The 26538-nt window shown below is 57.5% G+C and carries 24 protein-coding genes; 12 read left to right on the forward strand and 12 right to left on the reverse strand.

What is annotated here, in order from left to right; translation table 11 throughout:
• Positions 1–206 precede the first annotated feature (206 nt).
• The 5 genes from QYH43_RS19450 to QYH43_RS19470 form a co-directional block, all read right to left on the reverse strand.
• Complete coding sequence (locus QYH43_RS19450) at positions 207–668, reverse strand: glycine zipper domain-containing protein (RefSeq protein ID WP_095060779.1); 462 nt, start codon at positions 666–668, stop codon at positions 207–209.
• 298 nt (positions 669–966) lie between these two features.
• Entirely contained in the window at positions 967–1857 is an 891-nt protein-coding gene (locus QYH43_RS19455) for a pseudouridine synthase (protein WP_301157850.1), read from the reverse strand.
• A 71-nt stretch (positions 1858–1928) separates the two neighbouring features.
• Entirely contained in the window at positions 1929–2246 is a 318-nt protein-coding gene (locus tag QYH43_RS19460) for a transcriptional regulator (RefSeq protein WP_095061074.1), read from the reverse strand.
• Positions 2247–2417: 171 nt separating this feature from the next.
• Positions 2418–2654: a glutaredoxin family protein gene (locus tag QYH43_RS19465; protein WP_095061076.1), complete on the reverse strand. Its 237-nt coding sequence runs from the start codon at positions 2652–2654 to the stop codon at positions 2418–2420.
• 93 nt (positions 2655–2747) lie between these two features.
• A complete protein-coding gene (locus tag QYH43_RS19470; RefSeq protein ID WP_301157851.1) occupies positions 2748–3956 on the reverse strand; it encodes an ammonium transporter in 1209 nt (402 codons plus the stop codon).
• A gap of 326 nt (positions 3957–4282) precedes the next feature.
• On the opposite strand from QYH43_RS19470, the gene QYH43_RS19475 reads away from it, so the two are divergent.
• The 8 genes from QYH43_RS19475 (at position 4283) to QYH43_RS19510 (ending at position 14922) form a co-directional block, all read left to right on the forward strand.
• Positions 4283–4597, forward strand: a complete 315-nt coding sequence (locus tag QYH43_RS19475; protein ID WP_095061080.1) for a YqjD family protein — start codon at positions 4283–4285, stop codon at positions 4595–4597.
• A 1-nt stretch (position 4598) separates the two neighbouring features.
• Complete coding sequence (locus QYH43_RS19480) at positions 4599–4982, forward strand: phage holin family protein (protein ID WP_301157852.1); 384 nt, start codon at positions 4599–4601, stop codon at positions 4980–4982.
• Entirely contained in the window at positions 4979–5323 is a 345-nt protein-coding gene (locus QYH43_RS19485) for a hypothetical protein (protein WP_095061084.1), read from the forward strand. The genes QYH43_RS19480 and QYH43_RS19485 overlap by 4 nt, the downstream gene beginning before the upstream one ends.
• Positions 5324–5507: 184 nt before the next feature.
• On the forward strand, positions 5508–6836 hold the full coding sequence (locus tag QYH43_RS19490; RefSeq protein WP_301157853.1) for a deoxyguanosinetriphosphate triphosphohydrolase: 1329 nt from the start codon (positions 5508–5510) through the stop codon (positions 6834–6836).
• Positions 6837–7015: 179 nt separating this feature from the next.
• Positions 7016–7408, forward strand: a complete 393-nt coding sequence (locus QYH43_RS19495; RefSeq protein WP_301157854.1) for a response regulator — start codon at positions 7016–7018, stop codon at positions 7406–7408.
• Positions 7409–7651: 243 nt separating this feature from the next.
• Positions 7652–8278 carry a response regulator transcription factor gene (locus QYH43_RS19500; protein ID WP_095061090.1) on the forward strand — a complete coding sequence of 209 codons (627 nt, stop codon included), beginning with the start codon at positions 7652–7654 and terminating at the stop codon, positions 8276–8278.
• An 8-nt stretch (positions 8279–8286) separates the two neighbouring features.
• Positions 8287–11928, forward strand: coding sequence for a transporter substrate-binding domain-containing protein (locus tag QYH43_RS19505; protein WP_301157855.1), 3642 nt, complete (start codon positions 8287–8289; stop codon positions 11926–11928).
• A gap of 48 nt (positions 11929–11976) precedes the next feature.
• Positions 11977–14922, forward strand: coding sequence for an HD domain-containing phosphohydrolase (locus QYH43_RS19510; protein WP_301157856.1), 2946 nt, complete (start codon positions 11977–11979; stop codon positions 14920–14922).
• Here QYH43_RS19510 and QYH43_RS19515 read toward each other — a convergent pair whose 3' ends face one another.
• Both QYH43_RS19515 and QYH43_RS19520 read right to left on the reverse strand, forming a co-directional pair.
• Positions 14923–15405: a GAF domain-containing protein gene (locus QYH43_RS19515; protein WP_301157857.1), complete on the reverse strand. Its 483-nt coding sequence runs from the start codon at positions 15403–15405 to the stop codon at positions 14923–14925. It lies immediately after the preceding gene.
• Positions 15402–16292, reverse strand: coding sequence for an ATP-binding protein (locus tag QYH43_RS19520; RefSeq protein ID WP_095152882.1), 891 nt, complete (start codon positions 16290–16292; stop codon positions 15402–15404). Before QYH43_RS19520 ends, QYH43_RS19515 begins: the two co-directional genes overlap by 4 nt.
• A gap of 164 nt (positions 16293–16456) precedes the next feature.
• On the opposite strand from QYH43_RS19520, the gene QYH43_RS19525 reads away from it, so the two are divergent.
• Positions 16457–18778 (forward strand): response regulator, encoded by a 2322-nt coding sequence (locus tag QYH43_RS19525; RefSeq protein WP_301157881.1) that lies wholly within the window; start codon positions 16457–16459, stop codon positions 18776–18778.
• Here the strand turns inward: QYH43_RS19525 and QYH43_RS19530 are convergent.
• From QYH43_RS19530 to msrB, 3 genes are all read right to left on the reverse strand, one after another.
• Positions 18762–19223, reverse strand: coding sequence for a MarR family winged helix-turn-helix transcriptional regulator (locus QYH43_RS19530; RefSeq protein WP_301157858.1), 462 nt, complete (start codon positions 19221–19223; stop codon positions 18762–18764). The two genes, QYH43_RS19525 and QYH43_RS19530, sit on opposite strands and share 17 nt — an antisense overlap.
• Positions 19220–19705, reverse strand: a complete 486-nt coding sequence (locus tag QYH43_RS19535; RefSeq protein WP_095061102.1) for a glutathione peroxidase — start codon at positions 19703–19705, stop codon at positions 19220–19222. Before QYH43_RS19535 ends, QYH43_RS19530 begins: the two co-directional genes overlap by 4 nt.
• Positions 19706–19905: 200 nt before the next feature.
• Positions 19906–20301: a peptide-methionine (R)-S-oxide reductase MsrB gene (msrB, locus tag QYH43_RS19540; protein ID WP_095061103.1), complete on the reverse strand. Its 396-nt coding sequence runs from the start codon at positions 20299–20301 to the stop codon at positions 19906–19908.
• A gap of 226 nt (positions 20302–20527) precedes the next feature.
• Between msrB and QYH43_RS19545 the strand changes: the two genes are divergently transcribed.
• On the forward strand, positions 20528–21739 hold the full coding sequence (locus tag QYH43_RS19545; RefSeq protein ID WP_008030363.1) for a pyridoxal phosphate-dependent aminotransferase: 1212 nt from the start codon (positions 20528–20530) through the stop codon (positions 21737–21739).
• A gap of 311 nt (positions 21740–22050) precedes the next feature.
• Positions 22051–22941 carry a protease HtpX gene (gene htpX / locus QYH43_RS19550; protein ID WP_095061105.1) on the forward strand — a complete coding sequence of 297 codons (891 nt, stop codon included), beginning with the start codon at positions 22051–22053 and terminating at the stop codon, positions 22939–22941.
• Positions 22942–23123: 182 nt separating this feature from the next.
• Here htpX and QYH43_RS19555 read toward each other — a convergent pair whose 3' ends face one another.
• Positions 23124–23780, reverse strand: a complete 657-nt coding sequence (locus QYH43_RS19555; protein ID WP_301157882.1) for a thiopurine S-methyltransferase — start codon at positions 23778–23780, stop codon at positions 23124–23126.
• A 102-nt stretch (positions 23781–23882) separates the two neighbouring features.
• Here QYH43_RS19555 and QYH43_RS19560 point away from each other — a divergent pair, with 102 nt between their 5' ends.
• Positions 23883–24650 carry a class III extradiol ring-cleavage dioxygenase gene (locus QYH43_RS19560; protein WP_301157859.1) on the forward strand — a complete coding sequence of 256 codons (768 nt, stop codon included), beginning with the start codon at positions 23883–23885 and terminating at the stop codon, positions 24648–24650.
• Positions 24651–24727: 77 nt separating this feature from the next.
• Here QYH43_RS19560 and QYH43_RS19565 read toward each other — a convergent pair whose 3' ends face one another.
• Complete coding sequence (locus QYH43_RS19565) at positions 24728–26401, reverse strand: DEAD/DEAH box helicase (protein WP_095061111.1); 1674 nt, start codon at positions 26399–26401, stop codon at positions 24728–24730.
• Positions 26402–26538: the final 137 nt, after the last annotated feature.

Raw genomic sequence — 26538 nt, forward strand, 5'->3', positions numbered from 1 at the left:
CCATTCAACAGGAATGTTTGAGTGAAGGTACTTAGATCAGAGAAGTTGAAAAGGTCGCCGAGGTCGAGCAGGTCTTGTTGAACAGACATAAAAAATCCGATACCAGAAGTCTGGTCTCGGATTTTCTAGGAAGCCCCGCGTGAGCTCAAATGCTTAAGTGAACAGCATTACGGCACGGGGCCGGGTTTTTGCTACTCGATACCGAGTTAGTGGTGTTTGTTTTTATGCTTGTGCTTGTGCTTATGGCCACCACCGGAATGGGAACTGCCATGATCATCGTCGTCGTTGCCCAGGTTATTGCCGACGCCACCACCCGCTGCACCGCCAAGGCCCGCACCAATGGTCGAACCCGTTGAGCCGCCGAGGCTGTTACCAATTATCGAGCCGCCTGCCGCACCTAAGCCACCGCCGATGGCTGCTTCGTTGCGACTGCCCTTATTCGCCCCGACTGCGCTCCCTGCCGCACCGCCGACACCGGCGCCGATGGCTGCGCCCGTGCTGCCGCCCAATTGGCCGCCGACGACGTTACCCAATGCACCACCCAGACCGCCGCCTACAGCAGCGGTGCCGTCATTGGCTGCCATTGCTCCTTGAGCCATCAACAGTCCAGCCACAAACGCGGACAGTGCCAAACGTTTAGTCTTTTTGCCGTTGTTAACCGGTGTCATAGGACGCCTCATGTTCTTCTGGGGTATATGGGCTTCGAGCCTTTGTTTAAAGAATCGTTCATAAAAGAAAAGGTCCGGCATTTACCCATTCTATCGGAATGTTTGAGTGAAGGTACTTAGATCAGAGAAGTTGAAAAGGTCGCCGAGGTCGAGCAGGTCTTGTTGAACAGACATAAAAAATCCGATACCAGAGGTCTGGTCTCGGATTTTCTAGGAAGCCCCGCGTGAGCTCAAATGCTTAAGTGAACAGCATTACGCTAGTCGCGGGCTTTTTCGTGTCTGGGGGAAATTGACCTGATCACCAATTCAGGATGATTTCACTCTCGAACGTTCTTTCCTGGCCTGTCACCGGATCGACGAACTTCAGCCCCTGCGCCAGCAGCTTCAGTGGATTGGCATAATCATCCTGCGCATCCTTGAGTACCACGGGGTAGAACGGGTCGTTGCAGATGCTGGCCCCCAAGGCCGTCATGTGCACCCGTAACTGGTGCTTCTTGCCAGTCACCGGATACAGGCCATAGCGCCACAGATCGCCGTGTTTCTCCCTGACCTCGACGGCTGTTTCGGTATTGCTGGCCCCCGGCCCTTCCTGCATGCGGAAGAACGGCTCGCCATCGACGAGTCGGCTTTTATGAACCAATGGGAAAGCATGTTCCGGCAATGCTCCGGCGATCGCCTCATAGCGTTTCTCGATTTGCCGTGTCGGAAACAATGACTGATACGCCGAACGACTCTGCGGGTTGGCAGAAAACAGCACCAGCCCTGCGGTATGCCGATCAATACGATGCAATGGCACCAGATGCGGATTATCCAGCCGACGGATCAGACGTCTGAGAAGTGTCTGCTCCACATATTCACCCGCCGGCGTCACCGGCAGAAAGTGTGGTTTGTCGGCCACGACCAGATGCTCGTCTGCGTACAGGATTGATTCGATGACCGGGATCGGTTTTTCGTCCGGGACTTCTCGAAAGTAGTGAATCCGCAAACCTTCCTTGTACGCCAGGTCGAGAGCGATCGGCAGGCCCTGCCCATCAAGGACGCGGCCACGAGCGATTCTGTCCAGCCATTGTTCGCGGCCGATGGCGCTGAAGTGCTCACACAGGCAATCGAGTACAGTCAGCCAGGAGCCCGGCGGCAGGTAAAGCGTGCTGGCCTGACTATGTGCCGCGGAAAAAGATGAAGTGGACATACGAACGCTCTAAACCTCAATGCAGAGCGGCATTATCCAACAGCGCCGAGGCCGAGCCTAGCGGAGAATCCTCATGCCGGAATCTGCTTCAGTGCCGCCGCCTCCGTGTACTCCTTGAGCCAGCGCAGCACATCGACCGCCTCCCAGCGAGCTGGGTCGTACAAGGCGTACAACAACCCCTGATAACCAACGACATCCAATTGCCGGTGATAGCCTGCGCGCTGGAACAACGCTTCGATTTCTGCAAAACAGGTGTTGAAATGGGTTTTATTGAAGGGCGTCTTGCCTTCGGTCACGAGGCCGTCCAGACGCAACTCCAGGACGGCCTCGTGCACGACCTCGGCGGACATCCGGTTCACGCTGCTCTTCAATTGTTCGACATTGACCACGATTCATCCCTCTCACACCCGGACCTGCCCGCTCAAACCTGAACATCAGGATCGGCAAGGCAGGCATTGCGAATAGCTGTATGCGCATACAGTATCCGAACAATACCCGTTAAGCCAAGGGGAACCATCGCAAAGTTCGACAGGCGGGAGCACCGCTAACGCAGAAATCGCCTAACGCAGGAACGCCACCACCTGATCGGCACTGAATGGCCAGCCAAGCTCAGCGCCGTTATCCACTCGTCGAAGTACCGGAATTCGCAAGCTGTACGCTGCGAACCACGTTTCGTCTTCAGCGATATCCACCAGTTCCACCAGCAGTCCGCGTTCGACGAACTCCATCAGCATGGCTTCGGCCACTTCGCAGAGATGACACCCTAGGGTGCCGAACAACTGACATTCAGGAAGCATGAGTGATCAACCAGAAAATTGAGTGATCATTCTAGGCTCGCTCCGAAAAACCGTCGAGCCATAGAACCCTGATCACAAGCGCCACAGGGCCGCTCAATCCAGACTCACGGCACCGATCTTGTGGATCGACAGGTCCGCGCCGTAATACTCCTCTTCCTGGCTCAGACGTAGTCCGGTCAACACCTTGATCACGCCATACACCGCGAATCCTCCGACCAGTGCCACCAGCACGCCCAGTGACGTGCCGATCAACTGGCTGATCATGCTCACTCCACCCAGCCCACCCAAGGCACTCTGGCCGAAAATGCCGCAGGCGATTCCGCCCCACGCGCCGCACAACCCGTGCAACGGCCACACGCCCAGTACGTCGTCAATGCGCCATTTGACTTGAGCGGCGGTAAAGCACCAGACGAACAGCGCGCCAGCGATTGCCCCCGTGACCAGCGCCCCCACAGGATGCATCAGATCGGAACCGGCACAGATCGCCACCAACCCCGCCAGCGGGCCGTTATGCAAAAAACCGGGGTCATTACGGCCGACGATCAGCGCGGCCATCGTGCCGCCGACCATGGCCATCAACGAATTCAGTGCCACCAGACCGCTGACCCCTTGCAGGGTTTGCGCGCTCATCACGTTGAAACCGAACCAGCCAACGATCAGGATCCACGAACCCAAGGCCAGAAACGGAATGCTCGATGGCGCGAACGCGACCAGGCGCCCATCCCGGTATCGGCCATTGCGCGGCCCGAGCAACAACACCGCCGCCAATGCCAGCCAACCGCCCATGGCATGAACCACGACTGAACCTGCGAAATCATGGAAACTGGCGCCAAACCGCTCAAACAGCCAGACTTGCAGCCCAAGGTTGCCGTTCCAGACCATGCCTTCAAAGAACGGATAAATGAACGCCACGATCAACACCGTTGCGCATAACTGCGGCACAAACCGCGCACGCTCGGCAATGCCGCCGGAAATGATCGCCGGGATCGCCGCCGCAAAGGTCAGCAGGAAGAAAAATTTCACGAGCCCGTAGCCGTGATCGGCGTTGAGTTCGGCCGCCGGGTGCATGAAGTTCACCCCATAAGAAATCCAATAGCCTATAAAGAAATAGGCAAGGGTCGACACGGCGAAGTCGCTGAGGATTTTCGACAGCGCATTGACCTGGTTCTTTTGTCGGACCGTCCCGACTTCCAGGAAGGCAAAACCGGCGTGCATGGCCAGGACCATGACCGCGCCGATCAGAATAAACAGGGTATTGGAGCTATGGATCAGGCTGTCCACAGCGCTTTGCAGATTTTCCATGGGTTGGCAGACCTTATGGTAAGAAAAAGCACCAAAGCAGTTCGCGTGGGCTGTCCATGCACCAAGTTGCAGCTTCGAAGATCAGTTCGCCGCATCGGTTGAACCGATTTGGCGCACGAGTGGTGTCAAGGCAAACACGTCCCGAACACTTGCACGACGTTTTGAATATTGGTGTTACGGTTCTACCGAAATCCTGCCCGGCATTAGCGCAGGGCTCAGAATGACGCACCATGACATAGCAAAAGTTGTACCAGTCATTTGTACTGAACCTTCGCCGAAGGCTCATACTCGAACGCTTCAGAACGCCACCTATATGGAGATCACCCATGGCCAGCACCAAGGCAAAGACTGCTCAAGAAATCCTGATGACCGACTTCCAGACGCTGGTCAGCGACACGGAACGGCTGCTGGAACATACCGCGACCCTGGCCGGTGATCAGGCTGATGAGTTGCGCGAGCAGATCCACGACAGTCTGTTGCGCGCCCGCGAAACCTTGAAACTGACCGAAGACTCCCTGCGCGAACGCGGCCAGGCTGCTGTCAGCGCGACTGAAGAGTATGTCCAGGCCAACCCATGGCAATCCGTCGGGATCGCGGCGGGTGTGGGTTTCCTGATCGGCCTGCTGGCCAGCCGCCGCTGATATGGCTATCGATGAAGCCGGCTCGTCTGCGACGGGCACAAGCTCGCGGCGCCTGGGTGCCGCATTCCTCGGATTGCTGCACAGCCATGTCGAACTGTTCGGCATTGAACTGCAGGAACAAAAGGCCCGTACCGTAAGCCTGTTGCTGTTCGCAGGCCTGGCGCTGGTGTTTGCGTTGCTGTTGCTGGTAGGGCTGTCGGCTCTGGTGATGATCCTTTTCTGGGACACCTATCGTCTGCCAGCCATCATCGGGCTCTGCGTGTTCTACGCACTCGCGGCGATCTTTTGCGGGATACGCCTGAAATCGGCGATTTACGATGAGTCCTCACCCTTCCATGGCACGCTTGAAGAGCTGGCCAATGATCGGGAGCGCCTGCTGCCATGAGCCTGCCTGAATTGCCACGCAACAGCTCACGCGCGCAAATGCGCAAGGCACTGATTCGCCTGCGCATGGAAATGCATCGCCAGGAAATCCGTCACGAATCCCGGCAACTGCTGCAACCCCTGCAGCGTGTGCGAGGGATGACGCAGAACCTGCAGGAGGGTTTAGGTATCAAACACGCGCCGCTTTGGGGTGTGGCCGCTATCACCTTGCTGGGTTTTCTAACCGGCAAGGGCGCAAAAAACGGCGGTGGCATCGCTAGCCTCACCCGACTGGTCCGGCTCGGCACCACGCTGGCTCCGTTGATCAAACTGATCCTGCAGGGCTCGTCGCGAAAAAACTGATCAGTCGTTTTTTTGGCAATAACGGGATGCCTTTCTCTATCGAGGGAGGCAATCCTGCGCTCCGATCCAATGGCAAATACCTACTGCTCATCGATATCGATGCTGCCGGGCTTTCGTTCCGCTTGCAGGTCCCCGCGCGAAACGGGAAGCTAGGCTATCAGTCACGCAACGGAGAGACCCCGCCTTGGATTGGCATACCCTGCTTACCCGCGAACGCCTCGGAAAACCGCTGCACAGCCCTGAAGAACTCGGCCGCAGTCCTTTTCACAAAGATCACGACCGCATCATTTTCTCGGGCGCGTTCCGCCGCCTCGGACGCAAGACCCAGGTCCATCCGGTCACCAGCAACGACCATATTCATACGCGCCTGACCCATTCGCTGGAAGTCAGTTGTGTGGGGCGCTCTTTGGGCATGCGGGTTGGCGAAACCATTCGCAGCACCCTGCCCGACTGGTGCGAACCGAGCGATCTGGGCATGGTGGTGCAATCGGCCTGTCTGGCCCATGACATTGGCAATCCGCCGTTTGGCCACTCCGGTGAGGACGCCATCCGCCATTGGTTTCAACAAGCCGCCGGCCGTGGCTGGCTGGACGCAATGAGCGAAACCGAACGCAACGACTTCCTGAATTTCGAAGGCAACGCGCAAGGCTTTCGGGTACTGACGCAACTGGAGTATCACCAGTTCGACGGCGGCACACGCCTGACCTATGCGACGCTGGGCACCTACCTGAAGTATCCATGGACGGCGAAGCACGCAGATTCGTTGGGCTACAAGAAGCACAAATTCGGCTGCTATCAGAGCGAGCTGCCACTGCTGGAGCAGATCGCCCATAAACTCGGTCTGCCGCAACTGGAGGATCAACGCTGGGCACGCCACCCGTTGGTGTACCTGATGGAAGCCGCCGATGACATCTGCTACGCATTGATCGACCTGGAAGACGGTCTGGAAATGGAGTTGCTGGAGTACGCCGAGGTCGAGTCCCTGTTGCTCAACCTGGTCGGCGATGATCTGCCAGAAACCTATCGCCAGCTCGGCCCCAACGATTCACGGCGACGCAAACTGGCGATCCTGCGCGGCAAGGCCATTGAACACCTGACCAATGCGGCAGCCCGCGCCTTTGTGGAGCAACAAGAGGCGTTGTTGGCCGGTACGCTTGCAGGTGATCTGGTTGAGCACATGCATGGCCCCGCCAAGCGTTGTGTCCTGAATGCCAAGGACATGGCGCGCAAGAAAATTTTCCAGGACAAGCGCAAAACCCTCCATGAGATCGGCGCCTATACCACCCTGGAAATCCTGCTCAATGCCTTCTGCGGTGCGGCGCTGGAACAGCACAATGGTCGAACGCCGTCCTTTAAAAGCCGTCGTATCCTCGACTTGCTGGGCAACAATGCACCCGATCCCCACGGTCCATTGCATACGTCATTTCTGCGCATGATCGATTTCATCGCCGGCATGACCGACAGCTACGCCAGTGACATGGCACTGGAAATGACCGGTCGCTCCAGCCACTGATCGTGTATCGGTTGATCAGCCATTTCGCCACCCGATATGGCTGATCCCCCCTTCCAAACCCAAGTGCACTCAAGGCTCACGGAATCGCCCTACAGCACACGCTGAGCAAACTGATCGCCAGGTCTGTGTTTATCACGGAACAATCTATATCCCTCTGCTCGACAGATGAAGAGTGTTCCATGGCCAAAGACGATCTACGCATTCTCCTGGTGGAAGACCACCCCTTCCAGCTCAGAGCGACTCAATACTTGCTTGAAAGTTATGGCTTCACCCAACTAACCGCCACGGACAGCGCCAAAGGCGCCGTGGATGAAATGCTCGGAGCCGTGCAACCTTTCGACATTCTGTTATGTGATCAATGTTTACCTGACCTGACAGGTCTTGATCTGGTGCAGTTCGCCAGTCACCGTGGAATGATCAGACAGGCCATTCTTCTGAGCAGCCTGACCTCTATCGAACTGGACGGGCTGGAAAAAAAAGCGACTCAATACGGATTGCCATTATTGGGATACCTGACAAAACCGTTGAAACAAACAGAATTCAGAAACTTGTTGACCTTGGCATCTCTATAAAAAAGCATCAAAAAACCAGATAAACACGCTTTATAAAACTTACGAAAAAAGACATCAGGGACCACAACTAAACAGCTTGATCTTTCAAGATATCTTATAAAAAAACCAATCATCGCGTAGTCCGATTCTCTTTCATACGTAGGACTTATCCTATATTGCTGCTACAGCTCAGTCAGTTCATACGTGACCCAAACTATCTGAGCTAAGGTGCGCGCTTTATTTGAGCTCGCATGGGATTTGATTATGAACTCCGTTTTTATTGTCGACGACCACCCCGTCATCCGCCTTGCCGTTCGAATGTTACTGGAACACGAAGGTTTCAAAGTTGTCGGCGAAACTGACAACGGGGTCGATGCCATGCAGATGGTTCGCGAATGCATGCCTGACCTGGTGATTCTCGACATCAGCATTCCCAAGCTGGATGGCCTGGAAGTGCTTTCCCGTTTCAACGCCATGAGTACTCCAATTAAAACACTGGTACTGACAGCACAATGCCCAACACTTTTCGGTATCCGTTGCATGCAGTCAGGAGCCTCCGGATATGTGTGTAAACAAGAGGACCTGAGTGAGTTGGTCAGTGCGATAAAAGCGGTCCTGTCAGGTTACAACTACTTCCCAAGCGAAGCTCTGAATCCCGTTCGTGGCGATGATGAGCGTTGCGCAGAACTGGAACTTTTCAAATCAGTGAATGACCGGGAGCTGATGGTTCTGCAACTTTTTGCACAAGGGCGCACCAACAAGGAAATTGCCAAAGGTATGTTCCTGAGTAACAAGACCGTCAGCACCTATAAAAAACGACTCATGCAAAAACTCAAGGCCCAATCTCTGGTTGAACTCATCGAGATGGCAAAACGTAACGCACTTGTGTGAGAACCTGGATGCCCAGTCGTTTAAAGGATTATTTGATACGGGTGATAGCGGGTTTATGCCTCAGCGCTTCAGTGTCCGCGGCACAGACCAGTGAGAACTACACGTTGCTCAGTCGTTCAAAGGCCGGGCATGTGGAAGTTCGACTGGATGAATCACAACAGCAATGGCTCAAACAGAAGCGTGAACTGAGCCTCGGAACATCCGCCCCGGATTATCCACCCTTTGACCTGACCACCAGCCGTCACGACTACGAAGGGTATACCGCTGATTACGCCGGCATCCTGGGCAAGGTAACCGGATTGCCCATCAAGGTTCAGCGCTTCGAATCCCGAGGCGCGGCAATCGCGGCGCTCGAGAACGGCGAAGTGGATCTGCTCGGCACCGCCAATGGATTCGAAGCGGGCCATGCCGACATCGTCCTGTCCACGCCCTATGCCGTAGACCAACCCGTCCTGGTGACCCGCGAAGGCGAAACCCGGTCCCTGACCGAAGGTCTTGCGGGTCTGCGGTTGAGCATGGTGTACCACTACTTACCGCTGTCGGAGGTCAAGGCCTTGTACCCCAAGGCAATTATCACGTCGTATCCTTCTTACCAGAATGCGATCAACGCCGTAGCCTTCGACCAGGCAGACGTTTTCCTGGGCGATACCATTTCAACCCATTACATGATCAACAAGGGCTACCTGAACAATATCCGCATGGCCAACTTCGGCAAACATGAAGCCCATGGGTTCAGCTTTGCCGTACGCAAGAATCAGCCGGAATTGCTCGGCATCATCAACACGCTGATCGCGGCCATCCCCGCCAGCGAACGGGAAAACATCGCCAAACGCTGGAGCGCGGGCAGTGACATTCTCCTGACGGACCAAAAGCTGCAACTGACCGACCGTGAAGAGCGCTGGCTGACGCAACATCCAATCGTACGTGTAGTGGTCAATGAAGCCTTTGCTCCGCTGACGTTTTTTGACAGTGACGGCAAGTTTCGCGGCGTCACGGCGGACCTGCTCGAATTGATCCGGCTTCGCACCGGTTTGCGCTTTGATATCCGTCGCAGCCGAAGCGATGAAGAGATGATCGAACAAATCAAAGACAACCAGGCCGATGTGATCGCCGCCCTGCTCCCCAGCAGCCAACGCCAAACCACGCTTAACTTTACCCGCCCGTTTCTTGAAAACTCCTACGTCCTGTTAACCCGTAAAGCCGCCGGCAGCCCGACCAACCTTTCGCAACTGGGTGACAAGCGTCTGGCCATTGCCCGTGGCAATCCGCTCATGAGTTACCTGCGCAAGGAGTTTCCCCGTATCAAACTGATCGAAACCCCGGACACGTTCAGTGCCGTGGAAATGCTGGCCGAGGGGCAGGCCGAAGGGGCGGTGAACTCGCTGATCATTGCCAACTATTTCATCTCGTCACAACTGTTCGAACACACATTGCAGATCAGTACCACCATCGGCACCGAACAGGCTGCGTTTTCCCTCGCCACCGCGACGGACGCCAAGGAGCTGAACGCCATCCTCGAAAAGGCCCTGTTGAGCATCGCACCCGAAGAGCTGGGCATCATCAACAGCCGCTGGCGGGGTTATTCAGCCTCCTCGCAAAGCACCTGGCGCAACTATCACCGGCTGTTCTATCAGATTGTCATCGGTGCGGGCGTGTTGTTGCTGATTTCCGTTGCCTGGAATGACTACATGCGACGCCAGATCAAACAGCGCAAAGCCGCCGAGCGCGCACTGAGCGACCAGTTCGAGTTCATGCGGTCGCTGGTCAATGGCACCCCTCACCCCATTTACGTACGCGATCGCCAGGGCCTGCTGCAAAGCTGCAACGACAGCTACCTGCAAGCGTTCAGCGCCAAACGCGAAGACGTCATTGGCAAAAGCGTCATGCACGGCAACATCAGCAATGTGTTCGAAGCCCGGGAGTTTCAGGCCGACTACCAGTGTGTCGTTGCCGAAGGACGACCGTTGATTGTCGATCGCGAGCTGCACATCGGTGGCCGGCGGTTGACGATTTATCACTGGATACTTCCCTACCGGGATTCGCGCGGTGAAGTGCAAGGCATCATCGGAGGCTGGATCGATATCAGTGAGCGGCGACAACTGTTCGATGACCTACGGTGTGCAAAAGAGCGTGCCGATGACGCGAACCGCGCCAAAAGCACGTTTCTGGCAACGATGAGCCATGAAATACGTACGCCGATGAATGCGATCATCGGCATGCTCGAATTGACCCTCAAGCGCATAGACCAGCGGCACCCGGATCGCCCGGCCATCGATGTCGCGTACAACTCGGCGAAGGATTTGCTGGATCTGATCGGCGACATTCTCGACATCGCCCGGATTGAATCCGGGCACCTGAGCCTGAGCCCGGAGCGTGTCAATCCCGGGGAACTCGTGGCGTCGGTGGTGCGGATTTTCGAAGGTCTGGCTCGACAGAAGAAGCTTGAGCTTTCACTGGCGTTCCATCCGACCAGTCCGGCAGTCGATGTTCTGCTCGACCCTTTGCGCTTCAAGCAAGTGCTGTCGAACCTGATCAGTAATGCCATCAAGTTTACGGAGCAGGGCCAGGTCAAAGTGATCGTCGAACTGCACGCCACTGCGAAGCCCGATCAGGTGCTGCTGCGTTTACATGTCCAAGACAGTGGCATCGGCATTACCGATCAGGATCAACAGCGCCTGTTCGAACCTTTCGCCCAGGCCGACAACGCCGCACAGTCTGCCAGGGGAGGCGCCGGGCTGGGCCTGGTGATCAGCCGAAATCTGTGCGAAATGATGGGCGGCACCCTGCAACTGAGCAGTCAGCCTGGCGTCGGAACCCAGGTCGAAGTATCGCTCCTGCTTGATTCACAGCCTATGCAGCATGTACCGCCAGTGGCCGAGGTAAAAATCAATGTCGCCAAAGCCCCGTTGAATGTATTGGTGGTCGATGATCACTCGGCCAATCGCTTGCTCATGTGCCAGCAGCTGGAGTTTCTCGGGCATCGGTACAGCGTCGCGATGGATGGCCGGGAAGGATTCGAGGTGTGGAACGGCGGGCCGTATGATCTGGTGATTGCCGATTGCAACATGCCTGTCATGAGCGGCTACGAGCTGGCCCGCGCCATTCGTCAGCATGAGCGCCAACACCGGCGTCCTCCCTGCACCATTCTTGGCTTCACCGCCAACGCCCAGCCCGAAGAAACACAACGCTGTAAACAAGCCGGAATGGATGACTGTCTGTTCAAGCCCCTCAGTCTGAATGCCTTGAGTCAATGGGTTGAGGGGGTTACACCGGGCATCGGCAAGCCGGCATTCAGTCTGCAGGGGTTACACCTGCTGACGGGAGGCAACCCGGCGCTGGACAGGCGCTTGCTGACCGAACTGCTGGACAGCAATCGTCAGGACCTGCAAACACTGCAGTCGCTCTCACCGCCTGGGGACACACAGGCATTGCTCGACATCGCCCACAAAATCAAAGGCGCTGCCCGCATCGTACAAGCCTCCCGCTTGATCGAAAGCTGCGAGGCGCTCGAAGCCGCCTGCCATGGGGCTTTCAATGATGAAGAAATAGCCAAATACAGAAAAACCCTTGAGCGCGCCATGGTAGAGCTGGAGCACGTATTACAGCAGCAAATCAGCCAAAACGACGAAAGCAGAATGACTGAGCCTTAACTATGCTTGATCGCTGAGCAGTGCGTTAACCCTCCTGGAGAGCCTGCAATGCCTAGCCCACTGCACCCGGACCCACGCAGGTTTTCGCTGCACGTCCATATCAGCGTGATGTTCACCTTCCTGCTGTTGCTGACCGGGGTGGTGCTGGGCATCTTCAATTATCGGCAAACCACACAAATCATCCTTTCCAGCAGTGAAAAACTCTTCAATCGCATCGAGCAGGATGTCCGGCTGGACCTGCACGCCACTTATGAACCGATTCGTCAACTGTTGAGCCTGCTGGCGACCAACCCGGCGAGTCAGGCGCCTGACCTGGAACAACGCCTGGCGCTGCTCAAACCGTTCAGCCAGTCCCTCAAGGACAATCCCGATCTGGCCTCGCTGTACCTGGGTTATGGCAATGGTGATTTTTTCATGGTTCGCCCGCTGCGCAACCAGCCTCTGAAAAACCTGCTCAAGGCCCCCGAGACAGCGGACTATCAGGTGTGGAGCATCGAGCATGACAACAACGGTCAGCCCCGTTCGCAATCGTTATTCTTCGATCAACATCTGACCTTGCTCAGCCGCCAGGACAACCCAGGCGACACTTACGATCCACGCAGCCGCGCCTGGTTTACCAACGCCAGCAGTGCCGAGAATCAAATTACCACCGAGCCTTATATCTTTTTCTCCACCCATGACATCGGCACGACGCTGGCCCGCCGCAGCGGCGATAACGCGGTCATAGGCGCTGACCTGACCCTGGCCGAACTCAGCGCAACCCTGGCCAAGCATGTCGTGACCCCCAACACTGAAATCGTGCTGTTCGATGCCGAGGGCAATGCCATCGCCTACCCCGACAGCCGCAAGCTGATCATCGCCGATCAGACCGCCCGTCTCGCCAAGGCTGCCGACCTGAGCCCCAGTCTTGGCGCCCTGCTCAAAAGCCCTCCCCAAGGCAATCGCCTGAACGCCGATGGCCGGCAATGGATCGTGGCCCGCAGCAGCATGCAGGAAGGCGGGCCCAATGGACTGCAATTGGCACTGCTGGTGCCCGAGGACGAGTTGCTCGTCGACGCCTACCGCATGCGCTGGCAAGGCACCCTGATTACGCTCGCAACGTTATTGTTGTGTTTGCCTTTGGGATGGCTGACATCAAGAGTTCTGGTCAAACCCCTACGGGCATTGGTGCAGGAAGCCGATGCGATTCGCAGTTTCGACTTCAATTTTCCGGCTTCCCGTCGCTCTCCGGTGCTCGAAGTGGACCAGCTCAGCGTGTCGATGGCGCGTATGAAAGACACGTTGGCCAGTTTCTTCCAGATCACTGACAGCCTGAGCGCTGAAACCCGTTTTGCACCGTTGCTGCAGCGGGTGCTGTTCGAAACCGTGAAAATCGGCCAGGCCCAGGCCGGGCTGATTTACCTGCGCGAAGGTGACGGGGATCGCATGGAACCCCAAGGGTTGGTACTCAATAACAGCGCCGAGGACTGGTCGTCTTTCGACATCGGAGGGCACTCGCTACAGGACTCACAAAGCCCTCAATGGATGCACCAGTTGGCAACGGTCGACAATATCGTCAGCAGTCTCGGGTTCGAACAGGCGGGGGATTTGCAGAAGGTGATGCTCGCACTGGAATGTCCGCGGGTTCACCTGATCGGTATCCGTCTGCACAATCGGCATAACGAAACCGTGGGTCTGCTGGTCTTTCTTTTGCCCGACAGCGGCAGCCAGAATGACCTGGAAAAACTCAAACCGGACCGCATCGCGTTTCTCCAGGCGGTGTCCGGCGCGGCCGCCGTCAGTATTGAAAGCCAGCGCCTGCAAGCCCGGCAGAAGCAGCTGCTGGATGCTTTCATTCAATTACTGGCCGGCGCGATCGACGCCAAAAGCCCCTACACGGGCGGTCATTGCCAGCGCGTGCCGGAACTGACGCTGATGCTCGCCCAAGCGGCGGCCGCCAGCCAGGCGCCGGCCTTCAAAAGCTATCAACCCACCGAAGATGATTGGGAAGCGCTGCACATCGCCGCCTGGCTGCACGATTGCGGCAAGGTCACCACGCCGGAATACGTTGTCGACAAGGCCACGAAACTGGAAACCCTGAACGACCGCATCCACGAAGTCCGCACCCGTTTCGAGGTGCTCAAACGCGATGTCTGGATCAAGTATTGGCAAGCCATTGCCCAGGGAAACGATGAACAGCAGCTAGCGCAGCAGCGCGATGCCGACCTGGCCGGACTGGATGATGATTTCGCCTTCGTCGCCCGCTGCAATCTCGGTGGCGAAGCCATGGCCGAAGCGGACTTGCAGCGCTTGCGCACGTTGGCCCAACGGACCTGGCGTCGAACCCTGGATGACCGGCTAGGTGTGTCCTGGGAAGAAAACCGGCGCCAGGCCCGAACACCCGCGCCCTCCCTGCCCGTCGATGAAGCGTTGCTGGCGGACAAACCTGAACACCTGTTCGAGCGCGCTGACAGCGAACGAATCCCGGACGATAACCCCTGGGGGTTCAAACTCGATGTACCGACCTGCAAATACAATCGGGGCGAGCTGTATAACCTGAGCATTGTCCGGGGCACGCTGACGAGCGAGGAGCGTTACATCATCAATCACCACATGGTGCAGACGATTCTGATGCTCAACCACCTGCCCTTCCCCGGCCACCTGCGCACCGTCGCGGAACTGGCTGGCGGTCACCATGAAAAAATGGACGGCACCGGTTATCCAAAACGCCTGAAGCGCGAAGACATGAGCCTGCCGGCACGGATGATGGCGATTGCCGATATTTTCGAGGCGCTGACCGCCGCCGATCGTCCCTACAAGAAAGCCAAGACCTTGAGCGAAGCGCTGGGGATCATGGCCTTCATGTGCCGTGATGCTCACATCGATCCCGAACTGTTCGGGCTGTTCATCGACGCACACATCTATTTGCAGTACGCCCAGCGCTTTCTCGATCCCCAGCAAATCGATACCGTGGACACGGCAGGCTTGCTGGCCAAGGCTGGTTTGACCGGTTGATCAGCAGTCGGTGAGGCGCAGGAAAATCGCTGCCAACTGTTCGATGCCTTTCTGATCCTGCGCAGTGAAGCGCGCCAGTTTCGGGCTATCGAGGTCAAGCACGCCGATCAATCGACCATCCTTGACCAGCGGCACAACCAGCTCACTGTTCGATGCACTGTCGCAGGCAATGTGCCCGGGAAACGCGTGCACGTCTTCCACCAACTGGGTTTGCAAGGTCGCCGCTGCCGCCCCGCACACACCACGGCCGAACGGAATTCGCACGCAGGCGATCTGCCCCTGGAATGGGCCAAGCACCAGTTCTTCGTTGCGATTGAGATAGAAGCCGGCCCAGTTCAGGTCATCGAGCTGATTGAACAGAAACGCCGAGAACTGCGCGGCATTGGCGATGAAATCCCGCTCGTCCGCCAGCAAAGACTCCAGTTGCGCATGCAACATGCCGTAACCTTCGAGGCCCTGGCCGCTCTTTTGTAAATCGATCATGCCTTGTGCTCCAACAACTTCAGCCCAACCCAATAACGGGCAAATTGATACGCGCAACGTCCATTGCGGTTGCCGCGGCCAGTGGCCCAACGCACGGCCAGGATGTCCAGTTCTTCGGTGCGCTGCCACGCCAGGCCCGACTTGTCGGCCAACTGACCGATCCAGTGCTCGACGACGTTGAGAAAGTGGTCTTGGGTAAACGGGTAGAACGACAACCACAACCCAAACCGGTCCGACAGCGCGATCTTGTCTTCCACCGCCTCGCTGGGATGCAGTTCACCGTCGACGCGTTTCCAGTTTTCGTTATCGCTTTCCTTTTCCGGCACCAGGTGGCGACGGTTGGACGTGGCGTACAACAGCACGTTATCCGGTGCCTGTTCCAGCGAGCCATCGAGTACACTTTTCAGCACCCGGTAGTCACCCTCGCCTGACTCGAACGACAGGTCATCGCAAAACAGCACGAAACGCTGGGGCAATTTGGCGATCTGTTCGACCACACGAGGCAGATCCGCCAGGTGATCGCGCTCGATCTCGATCAAACGCAGACCGGCGTTGGCGTGCTCGGCCAGCAAGGCACGCACCAGCGATGATTTACCCGTACCACGCGAGCCCCACAGCAATGCGTGGTTGGCGGGCATGCCATCCAGGAATTGTTGGGTATTTCGGCCCAGCTGTTCGACTTGCCGATCGACGCCGATCAGGTCGGACAGACGCATGTCGAGACTGACTTCCAACGGTAACAAAAAGCCGCTGCGCCCCTCTCGTTGCCAGCGCGCGGCCAGACATTGAGTCCAGTCAATGGCTGACCGGGGGGCCGGCAACAACGGTTCGATACGGGCCAGAACGGCATCGGCACGTTCAAGAAAAGCATTCAATCGGGAATCCACGACTTCTCCTCGGGCACGTTCACAGTAATGATGGCAATAGAACGACGAAAAACAGCGTCCGGTGAGCGACTTACCCGGTTGTATCAGGCACGCAAGAACATCGGTCGCCAGGCATGATCGACTATGCTGAGCAGCGAAAAGAAAAGGAAGTGGCCCATCCGCCCATGGATATCAAATTCACCCACCGGCTCTCGTACAAACAAGCACGGCTTACCGTGCTGGTCGGTTTCATTCTGGGCACGCTGCTCAGCCTTGTACAAATAGGCATCGATTATGCCAGCGAAGACGCCTCCATCAATCGTGAAATCCTGTCTTTGCTGGAAATCAGCCACAACCCGGCCTCGCGAATCGCCTATAACATCGACGCCGAACTCGCCAAGGAACTCACCCAGGGCCTGTTGCGCTCACCGGCAATCATTGGCGCCAAGCTGACCGATAACAACGGCACCGTGCTGGCCAACATCAAGCGCCCGGCCATGGAGAGCAGCTATCGGGTGATCAGCGACTACCTGTTCGGTGCCAACCGACGCTTCGAGGATCGCCTTTATCTGGGTCAATTCCCGAATGAATCCCTCGGTACGTTGCGGCTCGATGTCGACACCTACCCCTTCGGCAACCGGTTCCTGCGTCGAGCAGAAGTCACGCTGCTCAATGGCTTTGCGCGCAGCCTGATCCTGACGGGCATCCTGCTGGCGCTCTTCTATGTGATGTTGACCAAACCGCTGGTACGGGTGATTCGCGAACTCAGCATCCGTGATCCGCGCAGCCCGGAACCCACGACGCTGGAGTGTCCTGCGGGGCATGCCAAAGATGAAATCGGCGTGCTGGTCAAGGTTGCCAACCGGCAATTCAATAATATCGCCACCGAAATCCAGCAGCGGCGCAACGCCGAAAACCGCCTGACCGATTACCTCGGCCAACTGGAAAACATCGTCTCGGCCCGCACCACCGAACTCAAGGCCATCAATGCCCGGCTCAGCCAGTCCAATCAGGAACTGGAAATCGCCCGCAGCACGGCACTGGATATGGCCGAAGCGCGCTCGGTGTTCCTGGCCAACATGAGCCACGAAATCCGCACGCCCCTCAACGGGTTGCTGGGCATGATTGCCCTGTCCCTCGACGGACCGCTCACTGCCGAACAACAGCAACAACTGTCCATCGCCCATGACTCGGGCAAAGTCCTGGTGGAACTGCTCAACGATATTCTTGATTTGTCGAAATTCGATGCCGGCCAGCTCGAACTCGAAAACATCCCGTTTGATCTCGGCTCACTGATCGAAGACACCGCCAACCTGTTGTCACAGAACGCCGCGCCAAGCGTCGAGCTGACCTGCCTGATCGATCCGCATTTCCCGGCGCTGGTGCTCGGCGATCCGACCCGCGTTCGGCAGATCGTCAGTAACCTTCTTTCCAATGCCCTCAAATTCACCCGCTTCGGTCGAGTCGACGTGCGCCTGTCGGCATTCGAAGGCGGAGTCAGAATCGAAGTCTGCGACACCGGCATCGGTATCCCTCAGGACGCCCAGTTCAAGATTTTCCAGCCGTTCACCCAGGCCGGTGCCGGCATCACTCGGCAATTCGGCGGCACGGGATTGGGCTTGGCGTTGACCTACAACCTCTGCGAAGCCATGCAGGGACGCCTGACGATCAGCTCCGAGGCGGGTTTTGGCAGCCAGTTTTGCGCGATTCTGCCGTTACCCAGTCACACACGCTCGATTGAGCCCGCACCACTCCAAGGCAAGGTCATTGCGATCACTGCCGCCAGCAGTGGCCTGGCAGAGCTGCTGAGTACCGTGTTGCCGGCCTGGGGACTCGAATTTCAGCGGCGCTCCATCGATGACCCGCTGATCGGCGTCGAACTCGACATCCTGATCACCGACTGCCCCGAATGCCTGTTCAACCTGCGCCCGACCGTTACCGCTCCGATTCTGCTGGTGACCGCCTACGGTAACTTCATGCCCAGCGAAGAGGTCAGCGCACTCGCTCCACTGCAGCAACAGGCACGGCCCCTGGCACGCACTGCGCTGTACCAGTCCTTGCAACGAATCCTGCAACCGGAACACTCCACACTCAACAAGGCTCGTCCCGACACACTGAACCTCCTGCGGCGCGGGCGCGTGCTGCTCGTGGAGGACAATCCGGTCAATCAGCTGGTGGCCAAGGGCATGCTCGGCAAACTCGGCTGTGAGGTGGTGACCGCCACCCACGGGGCCGAGGCGCTGGATCATCTGGAGCTGCGGGATTTCGATCTGGTCCTGATGGACTGCAACATGCCGGTGATGGACGGCTATGAAGCCAGTCGGCATATCCGCCGCAGCGGACGTTGGCCACATCTGCCTATTGTTGCGCTGACGGCCAACGCCATGTCCGAAGAACGCGAACGTTGCCGTGCGGCAGGCATGAGCGACTATCTGGCCAAACCCTTCAGGCGCGAGGAGCTGGCCGCCCTGTTGGATTTATGGATCCCCACTATGACAGCGCCTTGATTTGCCCCAGCAGTTGGTCCAGACCATTGCGCAAGTCATTCAAGCGGTCCAGATCCACCCCGCTGTCGCATAACAGCCGAGCCTTGAGCGGTCCGACCTGTTCACGCAAGGCCTGCCCGGCTGGAGACAGGCTCAGATGCACCTCACGCTCGTCCCGCGCCGAACGCTGGCGCTGGACCAATTGCAGTTGCTCGAGGCGCTTGAGCAACGGCGTCAGCGTGCCGGAATCCAGGGCCAGTCGCTCGCCCAACGCCTTGACGGTGGGCTGCTGCGGCGCGGCTTCCTGCCACTCCCACAACACCAGCATCGCCAGGTATTGCGGGTACGTCAGGCCCAATTGATCGAGCATCGGCTTGTAGGCGCGAATCACCGCCCGGGACGCGGCGTACAGCTTGAAGCAGAGCTGGCTGTCGAGTTTCAGGGAATCGGCGGACAAGGTATTCATTTGAGCAGGGCTTCGATCTCGCGGGTCAGGTCCTGCGGTTTGGTTGCCGGAGCGAAGCGCTTGACCAGTTTCCCGTCCTTGCCGATCAGAAACTTGGTGAAGTTCCACTTGATCCCTTGGGAACCCAACAGACCCGGCGCACGTTTTTTCAACTGCACAAACAGCGGATGGGCATCAGAGCCGTTGACATCGATCTTTTTGAACAGCGGAAAACTGACACCGAAGTTCAGCTCGCAGAACTCGGAAATCGCCCCTTCGTTGCCCGGTTCCTGCTTGCCGAACTGGTTGCAGGGAAAACCGAGTACCACCAGACCTTGATCCTTGTAGGTCTGCCACAGCTCTTCCAGACCTTTGTACTGCGGGGTAAAGCCGCATTTACTGGCGGTATTGACCACCAACACAGCTTTGCCGGCGAAATCCGCCAGGGTCTTTTGCTCACCCTTGATGGTGGTGCAAGGAATGCTCAGCAGATTGTCGCTCATGGTTCAGGTTTCCGATTGGAAGGACGATGCACAAAAATAGCGAGCAATTGAATTGTGTGCAATTTAAATAATTGATCTGTCCCATGCTTTTTTACTGTAGGAGCTGGCTTGCCAGCGAAGAGGCCCTCAAATACTGCATCGCATTTAAGGGCGCCATCGCTGGCAAGCCAGCTCCTACAGGGGAATAGCGAGGCGTCGCATTACGAGCGCGGTACCAGGTCCAGGCACACCGAGTTGATGCAATAACGCAGTCCGGTCGGCGGAGGACCGTCCGGGAACACATGCCCCAGGTGGGCATCGCATTTGGCGCAAACCACTTCGGTGCGGATCATGCCGTGGCTGACATCGCGGATCTCGGTCATCGCATTGTCGCCGATCGGCGCGTAGAAGCTCGGCCAGCCGCAGCCGGAATCAAATTTGGTTTGGGAGTCGAACAGTGGCTCGTTGCAGCAAATGCAGTGGTACACACCGTCTGTCTTGGTGGCGTTGTATTTGCCGGAGAATGGTCGTTCGGTGCCTTTTAGACGGCACACGTTGTATTGCTCTGGATCGAGCATTGCTTTCCATTCTTCCTGGGTTTTTTCCAACTTTTCCATCATCACACCTCTGCAGCTGAAAAAGCCCGATCTGTACCTTTTCCACTGATCGGGCGGCACGTATGATTGCGCCTCGTCAAAGCCCAGTCTGGCAGCCAGACCACGCGCATTCAAACGGTTTTATGGGTGCTGCATCTCAAGGCGTCAGGCCTGTGTGAATACGCAGGATTCCCAGTACGGCTGTTCACTCGCCGCCTGGATCGTTCATTTTCGGGAACACATCGCCATGCAGGTCAGCAAATCGAACAAGCTCGCCAACGTCTGCTACGACATTCGCGGCCCAGTGCTCAAGCACGCCAAACGCCTGGAAGAGGAAGGCCATCGCATCCTCAAGCTGAACATCGGCAACCCTGCGCCTTTTGGTTTCGAAGCGCCGGATGAAATCCTCCAGGACGTGATCCGCAATTTGCCGACGGCACAAGGCTACAGCGACTCCAAGGGCCTGTTCAGCGCGCGCAAGGCCGTCATGCAGTACTACCAGCAAAAGCAGGTGGAAGGCGTCGGCATTGAAGACATCTATCTGGGTAACGGCGTTTCCGAACTGATCGTGATGTCGATGCAGGCCCTGCTCAACAACGGCGACGAAGTGCTGGTCCCGGCGCCTGACTATCCGCTGTGGACTGCTGCGGTGAGCCTGTCCGGCGGTAATCCGGTGCATTATCTGTGCGACGAGCAAGCCAACTGGTGGCCGGACCTGGCGGACATCAAGGCCAAGATCACCCCGAACACCAAGGCGCTGGTAATCATCAACCCGAACAACCCGACCGGTGCCGTGTACTCGAAGGAAGTGTTGCTGGGCATGCTGGAGCTGGCCCGCCAGCACAATCTGGTGGTGTTCTCCGACGAGATCTACGACAAGATTCTCTACGACGATGCCGTGCACATCTGCACCGCCTCTCTGGCGCCGGACTTGCTGTGCCTGACCTTCAACGGTCTGTCCAAGTCTTACCGCGTGGCCGGCTTCCGCTCCGGCTGGATCGCCATTTCCGGCCCGAAACACCACGCCCAGAGCTACATCGAAGGCATCGACATGCTGGCCAACATGCGCCTGTGTGCCAACGTACCGAGCCAGCACGCGATCCAGACCGCACTCGGTGGCTATCAGAGCATCAATGACCTGGTGCTGCCGCAGGGCCGCCTGCTGGAGCAACGCAACCGCACCTGGGAGTTGCTCAACGACATTCCGGGCGTGAGCTGCGTCAAGCCGATGGGCGCGCTGTATGCATTCCCGCGCATCGACCCGAAAGTTTGCCCGATCCACAACGACGAGAAATTCGTTCTGGACCTGCTGCTTTCCGAGAAGCTGCTGGTGGTGCAAGGCACTGCGTTCAACTGGCCATGGCCGGACCACTTCCGTGTCGTGACCCTGCCACGGGTGGACGACCTGGACATGGCCATCGGGCGTATCGGCAACTTCCTCAAGTCCTATCGCCAGTAAGCGGTCTGTTCACCGTGTGACACACGTCGCACGGTGATTCATTCAGCAACACTTGCTGACGCGCTGTCATTCACTGCTGCAGCTACCCTCAACCGATAACGTCGTACCTTCCTGTGTCTAACGACTCCGGGGTTCGTGACGTCAATTGACTTACAAACACTTCCGTCTTTCACCTCGGAAATGTCCTGCAAACAGCTAAGCTGTTGTCGTAGGACACAGTTTGAAATAGTCACCCGGTTGAATACCCCGGTGCAGCACCTTATATACCCCGCAGTACGCTACATCTTTAGCTCAAGGAGATTTCTACAACCATGATGCGCATCCTGCTGTTTTTGGCCACTAACCTGGCGGTCGTGCTGATTGCCAGCATCACCCTGAGCCTTTTCGGCTTCAACGGGTTCATGGCGGCCAATGGGGTTGATCTCAACCTCAATCAGCTGCTGATTTTCTGTGCGGTCTTTGGTTTCGCAGGTTCGCTGTTCTCGCTGTTCATCTCCAAGTGGATGGCGAAAATGAGCACCAGCACCCAGATCATCACCCAGCCACGCACTCGTCATGAGCAATGGCTGCTGCAAACCGTCGAGCAACTGTCCCGCGAAGCCGGGATCAAGATGCCCGAAGTCGGTATCTTCCCGGCCTACGAGGCGAACGCCTTCGCCACTGGCTGGAACAAGAACGACGCGTTGGTCGCGGTCAGCCAGGGTTTGCTCGAGCGATTCTCGCCGGACGAAGTGAAAGCCGTTCTGGCTCACGAAATCGGCCACGTTGCCAATGGCGACATGGTCACCCTGGCGCTGATCCAGGGCGTGGTGAACACCTTCGTGATGTTCTTCGCACGGATCATCGGCAACTTCGTCGACAAAGTGATCTTCAAGAACGAAGAAGGCCAGGGCATTGCCTACTACGTGGCGACCATCTTCGCCGAACTTGTTCTGGGCATCCTCGCCAGCTCCATCGTCATGTGGTTCTCGCGCAAGCGTGAGTTCCGCGCCGACGAGGCCGGTGCAAACCTGGCCGGTACTGCCGCGATGATCGGCGCCCTGCAACGCCTGCGCGCCGAACAGGGGCTGCCGGTGCACATGCCGGACACCCTGAATGCCTTTGGCATCAACGGTGGCATCAAGCAAGGCTTTGCCCGCATGTTCATGAGCCACCCGCCGCTGGAAGAGCGTATCGACGCTCTGGCACGTCGTCGGGGCTAACAGTCGTTGTACAAATAGAAAAGGCCCGCAGTGATGCGGGCCTTTTTTTGTTTGCTGATCATTGGGGTGTTTGTGAGGGCCTCATCGCGAGCAAGCTTGCTCCTACATGGGATCCGTGAAAACCGCAGAACCCTTGTGGGAGCAAGCTTGCTCGCGATGAAGCCAGCAAAAACAATACGCCTCTACCGACTGGAAACCCGATACACCCGCTCCTCAAGCCGCGTGACACCCGCCTCCAGAAACTTCCCGCTCTCGCTCAACACATCCTGATCTTCCAGAATCTTCAGCGCCCACGAGTCCCCGAACAACCGCTGTACCTCATCATCGAGTACAGCGAACGGCGGGCCGGGCATTTGCGTCTGGTCATAGTCCAGGGTAATCACCAGGCCATGGGACTCCTTCGGCAGTATCCGCTTCAAATGAACGGCATAGCGCTCTCGCATTTCTGTCGGCAGCGCGATCAAGGCGGCGCGGTCATACAGCGCCGTGCAATCGGCAACATCGCCGGCCGTCAGCTCGAAGAAATCACCGCACCACAGCTCGATGGAGCCTGCCCGATAAACCTTGAACGGACCCTGCTCGCTGACGGCCGGATCAAAGCCATGTTCGCTGAAAAATTCCTCAATGGCCTTTTCCGACAGTTCGACCCCCAGGACCTCATGACCTTGGTGGGCGAGCCACAGCAAATCCAGGCTCTTCCCACATAACGGCACCAACACGCGTGCGCCTTCTTCAAGGCTTAACGCTGGCCAGAACCGCTTCAGATGAGGGTTCACCTGCGGCAGATGAAAGCCGATCTGGTTCGATGCCCACTTCTTGTGCCAAAACTCCGGCTGCATAAATAACCCCGAAAATTCGATCAAAACACCCTAAAACTTATATTAGATTTAGATCAATGACTGATTGAAGATGGTGACATCTTAACTCTCAGGAGCGCTTTCATGTTCCCCAGCCTTTACATATCCCATGGCTCCCCCATGCTGGCCCTCGAACCAGGCGCCAGCGGACCGGCCCTCGCGCGTCTTGCCGCCGAGATGCCAAAACCCAAGGCCATCGTGATTGTTTCTGCGCACTGGGAAAGCCATGAGCTGCTGGTCAGCGCAAATCCGCAACCTGAAACCTGGCATGACTTCGGCGGTTTCCCAAAAGCCTTGTTCGACGTGCAGTACCCGGCACTGGGGGACCCGTCGTTGGCCGCAGAGGTTGTGGAGCTGTTGAGGTCCAATGACCTTGCCGCGCGCCTCGACAGCCAGCGACCGTTCGACCATGGCGTCTGGGTCCCCTTGTCGTTGATGTATCCGCAGGCGGATATCCCGATTGTTCAGGTTTCCCTGCCCACCCGTGGCGGTCCTGCCCTGCAAACCCGCGTCGGGCATGCCTTGGCCAGTCTTCGCGAACATGGCGTGCTTTTGATCGGCTCGGGCAGCATTACCCACAATCTGCGGGAGCTCGACTGGCACGCCGGCCCGGAAAGCGTCGAGCCCTGGGCACAATCCTTCCGTGACTGGATGATTGAGAAACTGGCGGCGAACGATGAAGCCGCATTGCATGACTATCGCCAACAGGCACCGAATGCAGTGCGAAATCATCCGAGTGATGAACACCTGCTGCCGCTGTACTTTGCTCGCGCTGCCGGTGGCGACTTCAGCTTTGCGCATCAAGGGTTCACCTTGGGAGCACTTGGCATGGACATCTATCGCTTCGGCTAGCGATCTTTTTCCAGGCAAAAAAAATCCCCGAACCAGTCGGGGATTTTTTATGTTCGATCAATCAGCCCGAGAGCGGATCAATCTTCGCGGTAGCGACGCAGCTTCAACTGCTTACCGGCAACGCGAGTGTCCTTCAGCTTGGTCAGCAACTTCTCCAGACCATCTTCCGGCAGCTCGACGAGGCTGAAGCTGTCACGCACCTGGATGCGACCGATCGCTTCACGTGCCAGACCACCTTCGTTGAGGATGGCGCCCAGCAGGTTCTTGGCAGCGATACCGTCACGCGCACCCAGCGCGGTACGGCAACGTGCACGACCTTCACCCAGTGGCATCGGAGCGCGACGCTCGCGGTCACCACGCTCAGGACGATCACCGGAACGCTCTGGACGATCGCCACGCGGTGCGTTGTTCGGCACCAGTGGACGCTCTTTCTCGATAGCGGCCAGGTTCAGCGCTTGACCGTTGGTAGCCTTGCGCAGCAGGGCTGCGGCCAGGGCACGTGGGCTGCAACCGATGTCGGCGGTCAGGCGATCAAGCAGATCACCGTGGGTCGATTCGGCTTCAGCCACCAGCGGCGACAGGCTGTTGGTCAGTTTCTTGATGCGCGCATCCAGAACGGCTTGAGCGTCCGGCAGGCGAACTTCAGCAACCTTCTGACCGGTTACACGCTCGATCACTTGCAGCATGCGGCGCTCACGTGGAGTCACCAGCAGCAGTGCACGACCTTCGCGACCGGCACGGCCGGTACGGCCGATACGGTGAACGTAGGACTCTGGGTCGTACGGCATGTCAACGTTGAACACGTGAGTGATGCGCGGAACGTCCAGACCACGAGCAGCAACGTCGGTCGCCACAACGATGTCCAGACGGCCATCCTTGAGGGAGTCGATCACGCGCTCACGCTGGTTCTGGGCGATGTCACCGTTCAGCGCAGCGGCTTTGTAGCCTTTGGCTTCCAGGGCGCTGGCCAGATCCAGGGTCGCTTGCTTGGTGCGCACGAACATGATCAGGGCGTCGAAATCTTCCACTTCCAGCAAGCTGAGAACGGCCGAAGTCTTCTGGTCAGCGTGAACCAACAGGTGAGCCTGTTCGATCGCGGTAACGGTCTGGGTCTTGGTCTGGATCTTCACGTGTTGCGGATCGCGCAGGTGGCGTTCGGCAATGGCACGGATCGACTGCGGCAAGGTGGCCGAGAACAATACGGTCTGACGGGTTGCAGGCAGCGCCTTGAAGATAACTTCCAGGTCGTCCATGAAGCCCAGCTTGAGCATTTCGTCGGCTTCGTCGAGAACCAGGTGGTTCACGGTCGCCAGTACTTTTTCGTCGCGACGCAGGTGATCGCACAGACGGCCCGGAGTGGCGACAACGATCTGTGCGCCATTACGGATTGCTTTCAATTGTGGGCCCATCGGCGCGCCGCCGTAGACAGCCACAACAGTTACGCCCGGCATTTGCTTGGCATAGGTTTCGAAAGCGGTTGCAACTTGTAGCGCCAACTCACGAGTTGGGGCCAGGATCAGGGCTTGCGGCTCGCGCTTTGCAGGATCGATGCGATGCAGGATCGGCAGGGCGAACGCAGCGGTTTTACCCGTACCGGTTTGCGCCTGACCAATCATGTCGTGACCGGCCATGATGATCGGGATCGATTGCTGCTGAATAGCCGAAGGCTCTTCGTAGCCGGTCGCGATGACGGCTGCAAGAATATTCGGATTAAGATTAAAAGCGGCGAAGCCGCCGGTTTCCTGGGTCATGGGTCTGCCTCTAAGTGCATCCGCAAAGACCCATGCTCCAAAGCTGCGCGTGCCGTGTTGAGACTCAAGAGTCGCCCTGGCAGCTTTGTCGGCGGGGATTTGCGAAAACGAATGAATGAAAAGAATCGTCAAGGAAG

It is taken from the genome of Pseudomonas sp. C32 (genome assembly GCF_030417915.1).
GTDB lineage: Bacteria > Pseudomonadota > Gammaproteobacteria > Pseudomonadales > Pseudomonadaceae > Aquipseudomonas.

Coding starts and splice junctions, on each gene's coding strand:
- QYH43_RS19450 (WP_095060779.1), bottom strand. CDS start 668: ATGACACCGGTTAACAACGGCAAAAAGACTAAACGTTTGGCACTGTCC.
- QYH43_RS19455 (WP_301157850.1), bottom strand. CDS start 1,857: ATGTCCACTTCATCTTTTTCCGCGGCACATAGTCAGGCCAGCACGCTT.
- QYH43_RS19465 (WP_095061076.1), bottom strand. CDS start 2,654: ATGCTTCCTGAATGTCAGTTGTTCGGCACCCTAGGGTGTCATCTCTGC.
- QYH43_RS19470 (WP_301157851.1), bottom strand. CDS start 3,956: ATGGAAAATCTGCAAAGCGCTGTGGACAGCCTGATCCATAGCTCCAAT.
- QYH43_RS19475 (WP_095061080.1), top strand. CDS start 4,283: ATGGCCAGCACCAAGGCAAAGACTGCTCAAGAAATCCTGATGACCGAC.
- QYH43_RS19480 (WP_301157852.1), top strand. CDS start 4,599: ATGGCTATCGATGAAGCCGGCTCGTCTGCGACGGGCACAAGCTCGCGG.
- QYH43_RS19485 (WP_095061084.1), top strand. CDS start 4,979: ATGAGCCTGCCTGAATTGCCACGCAACAGCTCACGCGCGCAAATGCGC.
- QYH43_RS19495 (WP_301157854.1), top strand. CDS start 7,016: ATGGCCAAAGACGATCTACGCATTCTCCTGGTGGAAGACCACCCCTTC.
- QYH43_RS19500 (WP_095061090.1), top strand. CDS start 7,652: ATGAACTCCGTTTTTATTGTCGACGACCACCCCGTCATCCGCCTTGCC.
- QYH43_RS19505 (WP_301157855.1), top strand. CDS start 8,287: ATGCCCAGTCGTTTAAAGGATTATTTGATACGGGTGATAGCGGGTTTA.
- QYH43_RS19510 (WP_301157856.1), top strand. CDS start 11,977: ATGCCTAGCCCACTGCACCCGGACCCACGCAGGTTTTCGCTGCACGTC.
- QYH43_RS19515 (WP_301157857.1), bottom strand. CDS start 15,405: ATGATCGATTTACAAAAGAGCGGCCAGGGCCTCGAAGGTTACGGCATG.
- QYH43_RS19525 (WP_301157881.1), top strand. CDS start 16,457: ATGGATATCAAATTCACCCACCGGCTCTCGTACAAACAAGCACGGCTT.
- QYH43_RS19530 (WP_301157858.1), bottom strand. CDS start 19,223: ATGAATACCTTGTCCGCCGATTCCCTGAAACTCGACAGCCAGCTCTGC.
- QYH43_RS19535 (WP_095061102.1), bottom strand. CDS start 19,705: ATGAGCGACAATCTGCTGAGCATTCCTTGCACCACCATCAAGGGTGAG.
- msrB (WP_095061103.1), bottom strand. CDS start 20,301: ATGGAAAAGTTGGAAAAAACCCAGGAAGAATGGAAAGCAATGCTCGAT.
- QYH43_RS19545 (WP_008030363.1), top strand. CDS start 20,528: ATGCAGGTCAGCAAATCGAACAAGCTCGCCAACGTCTGCTACGACATT.
- htpX (WP_095061105.1), top strand. CDS start 22,051: ATGATGCGCATCCTGCTGTTTTTGGCCACTAACCTGGCGGTCGTGCTG.
- QYH43_RS19555 (WP_301157882.1), bottom strand. CDS start 23,780: ATGCAGCCGGAGTTTTGGCACAAGAAGTGGGCATCGAACCAGATCGGC.
- QYH43_RS19560 (WP_301157859.1), top strand. CDS start 23,883: ATGTTCCCCAGCCTTTACATATCCCATGGCTCCCCCATGCTGGCCCTC.
- QYH43_RS19565 (WP_095061111.1), bottom strand. CDS start 26,401: ATGACCCAGGAAACCGGCGGCTTCGCCGCTTTTAATCTTAATCCGAAT.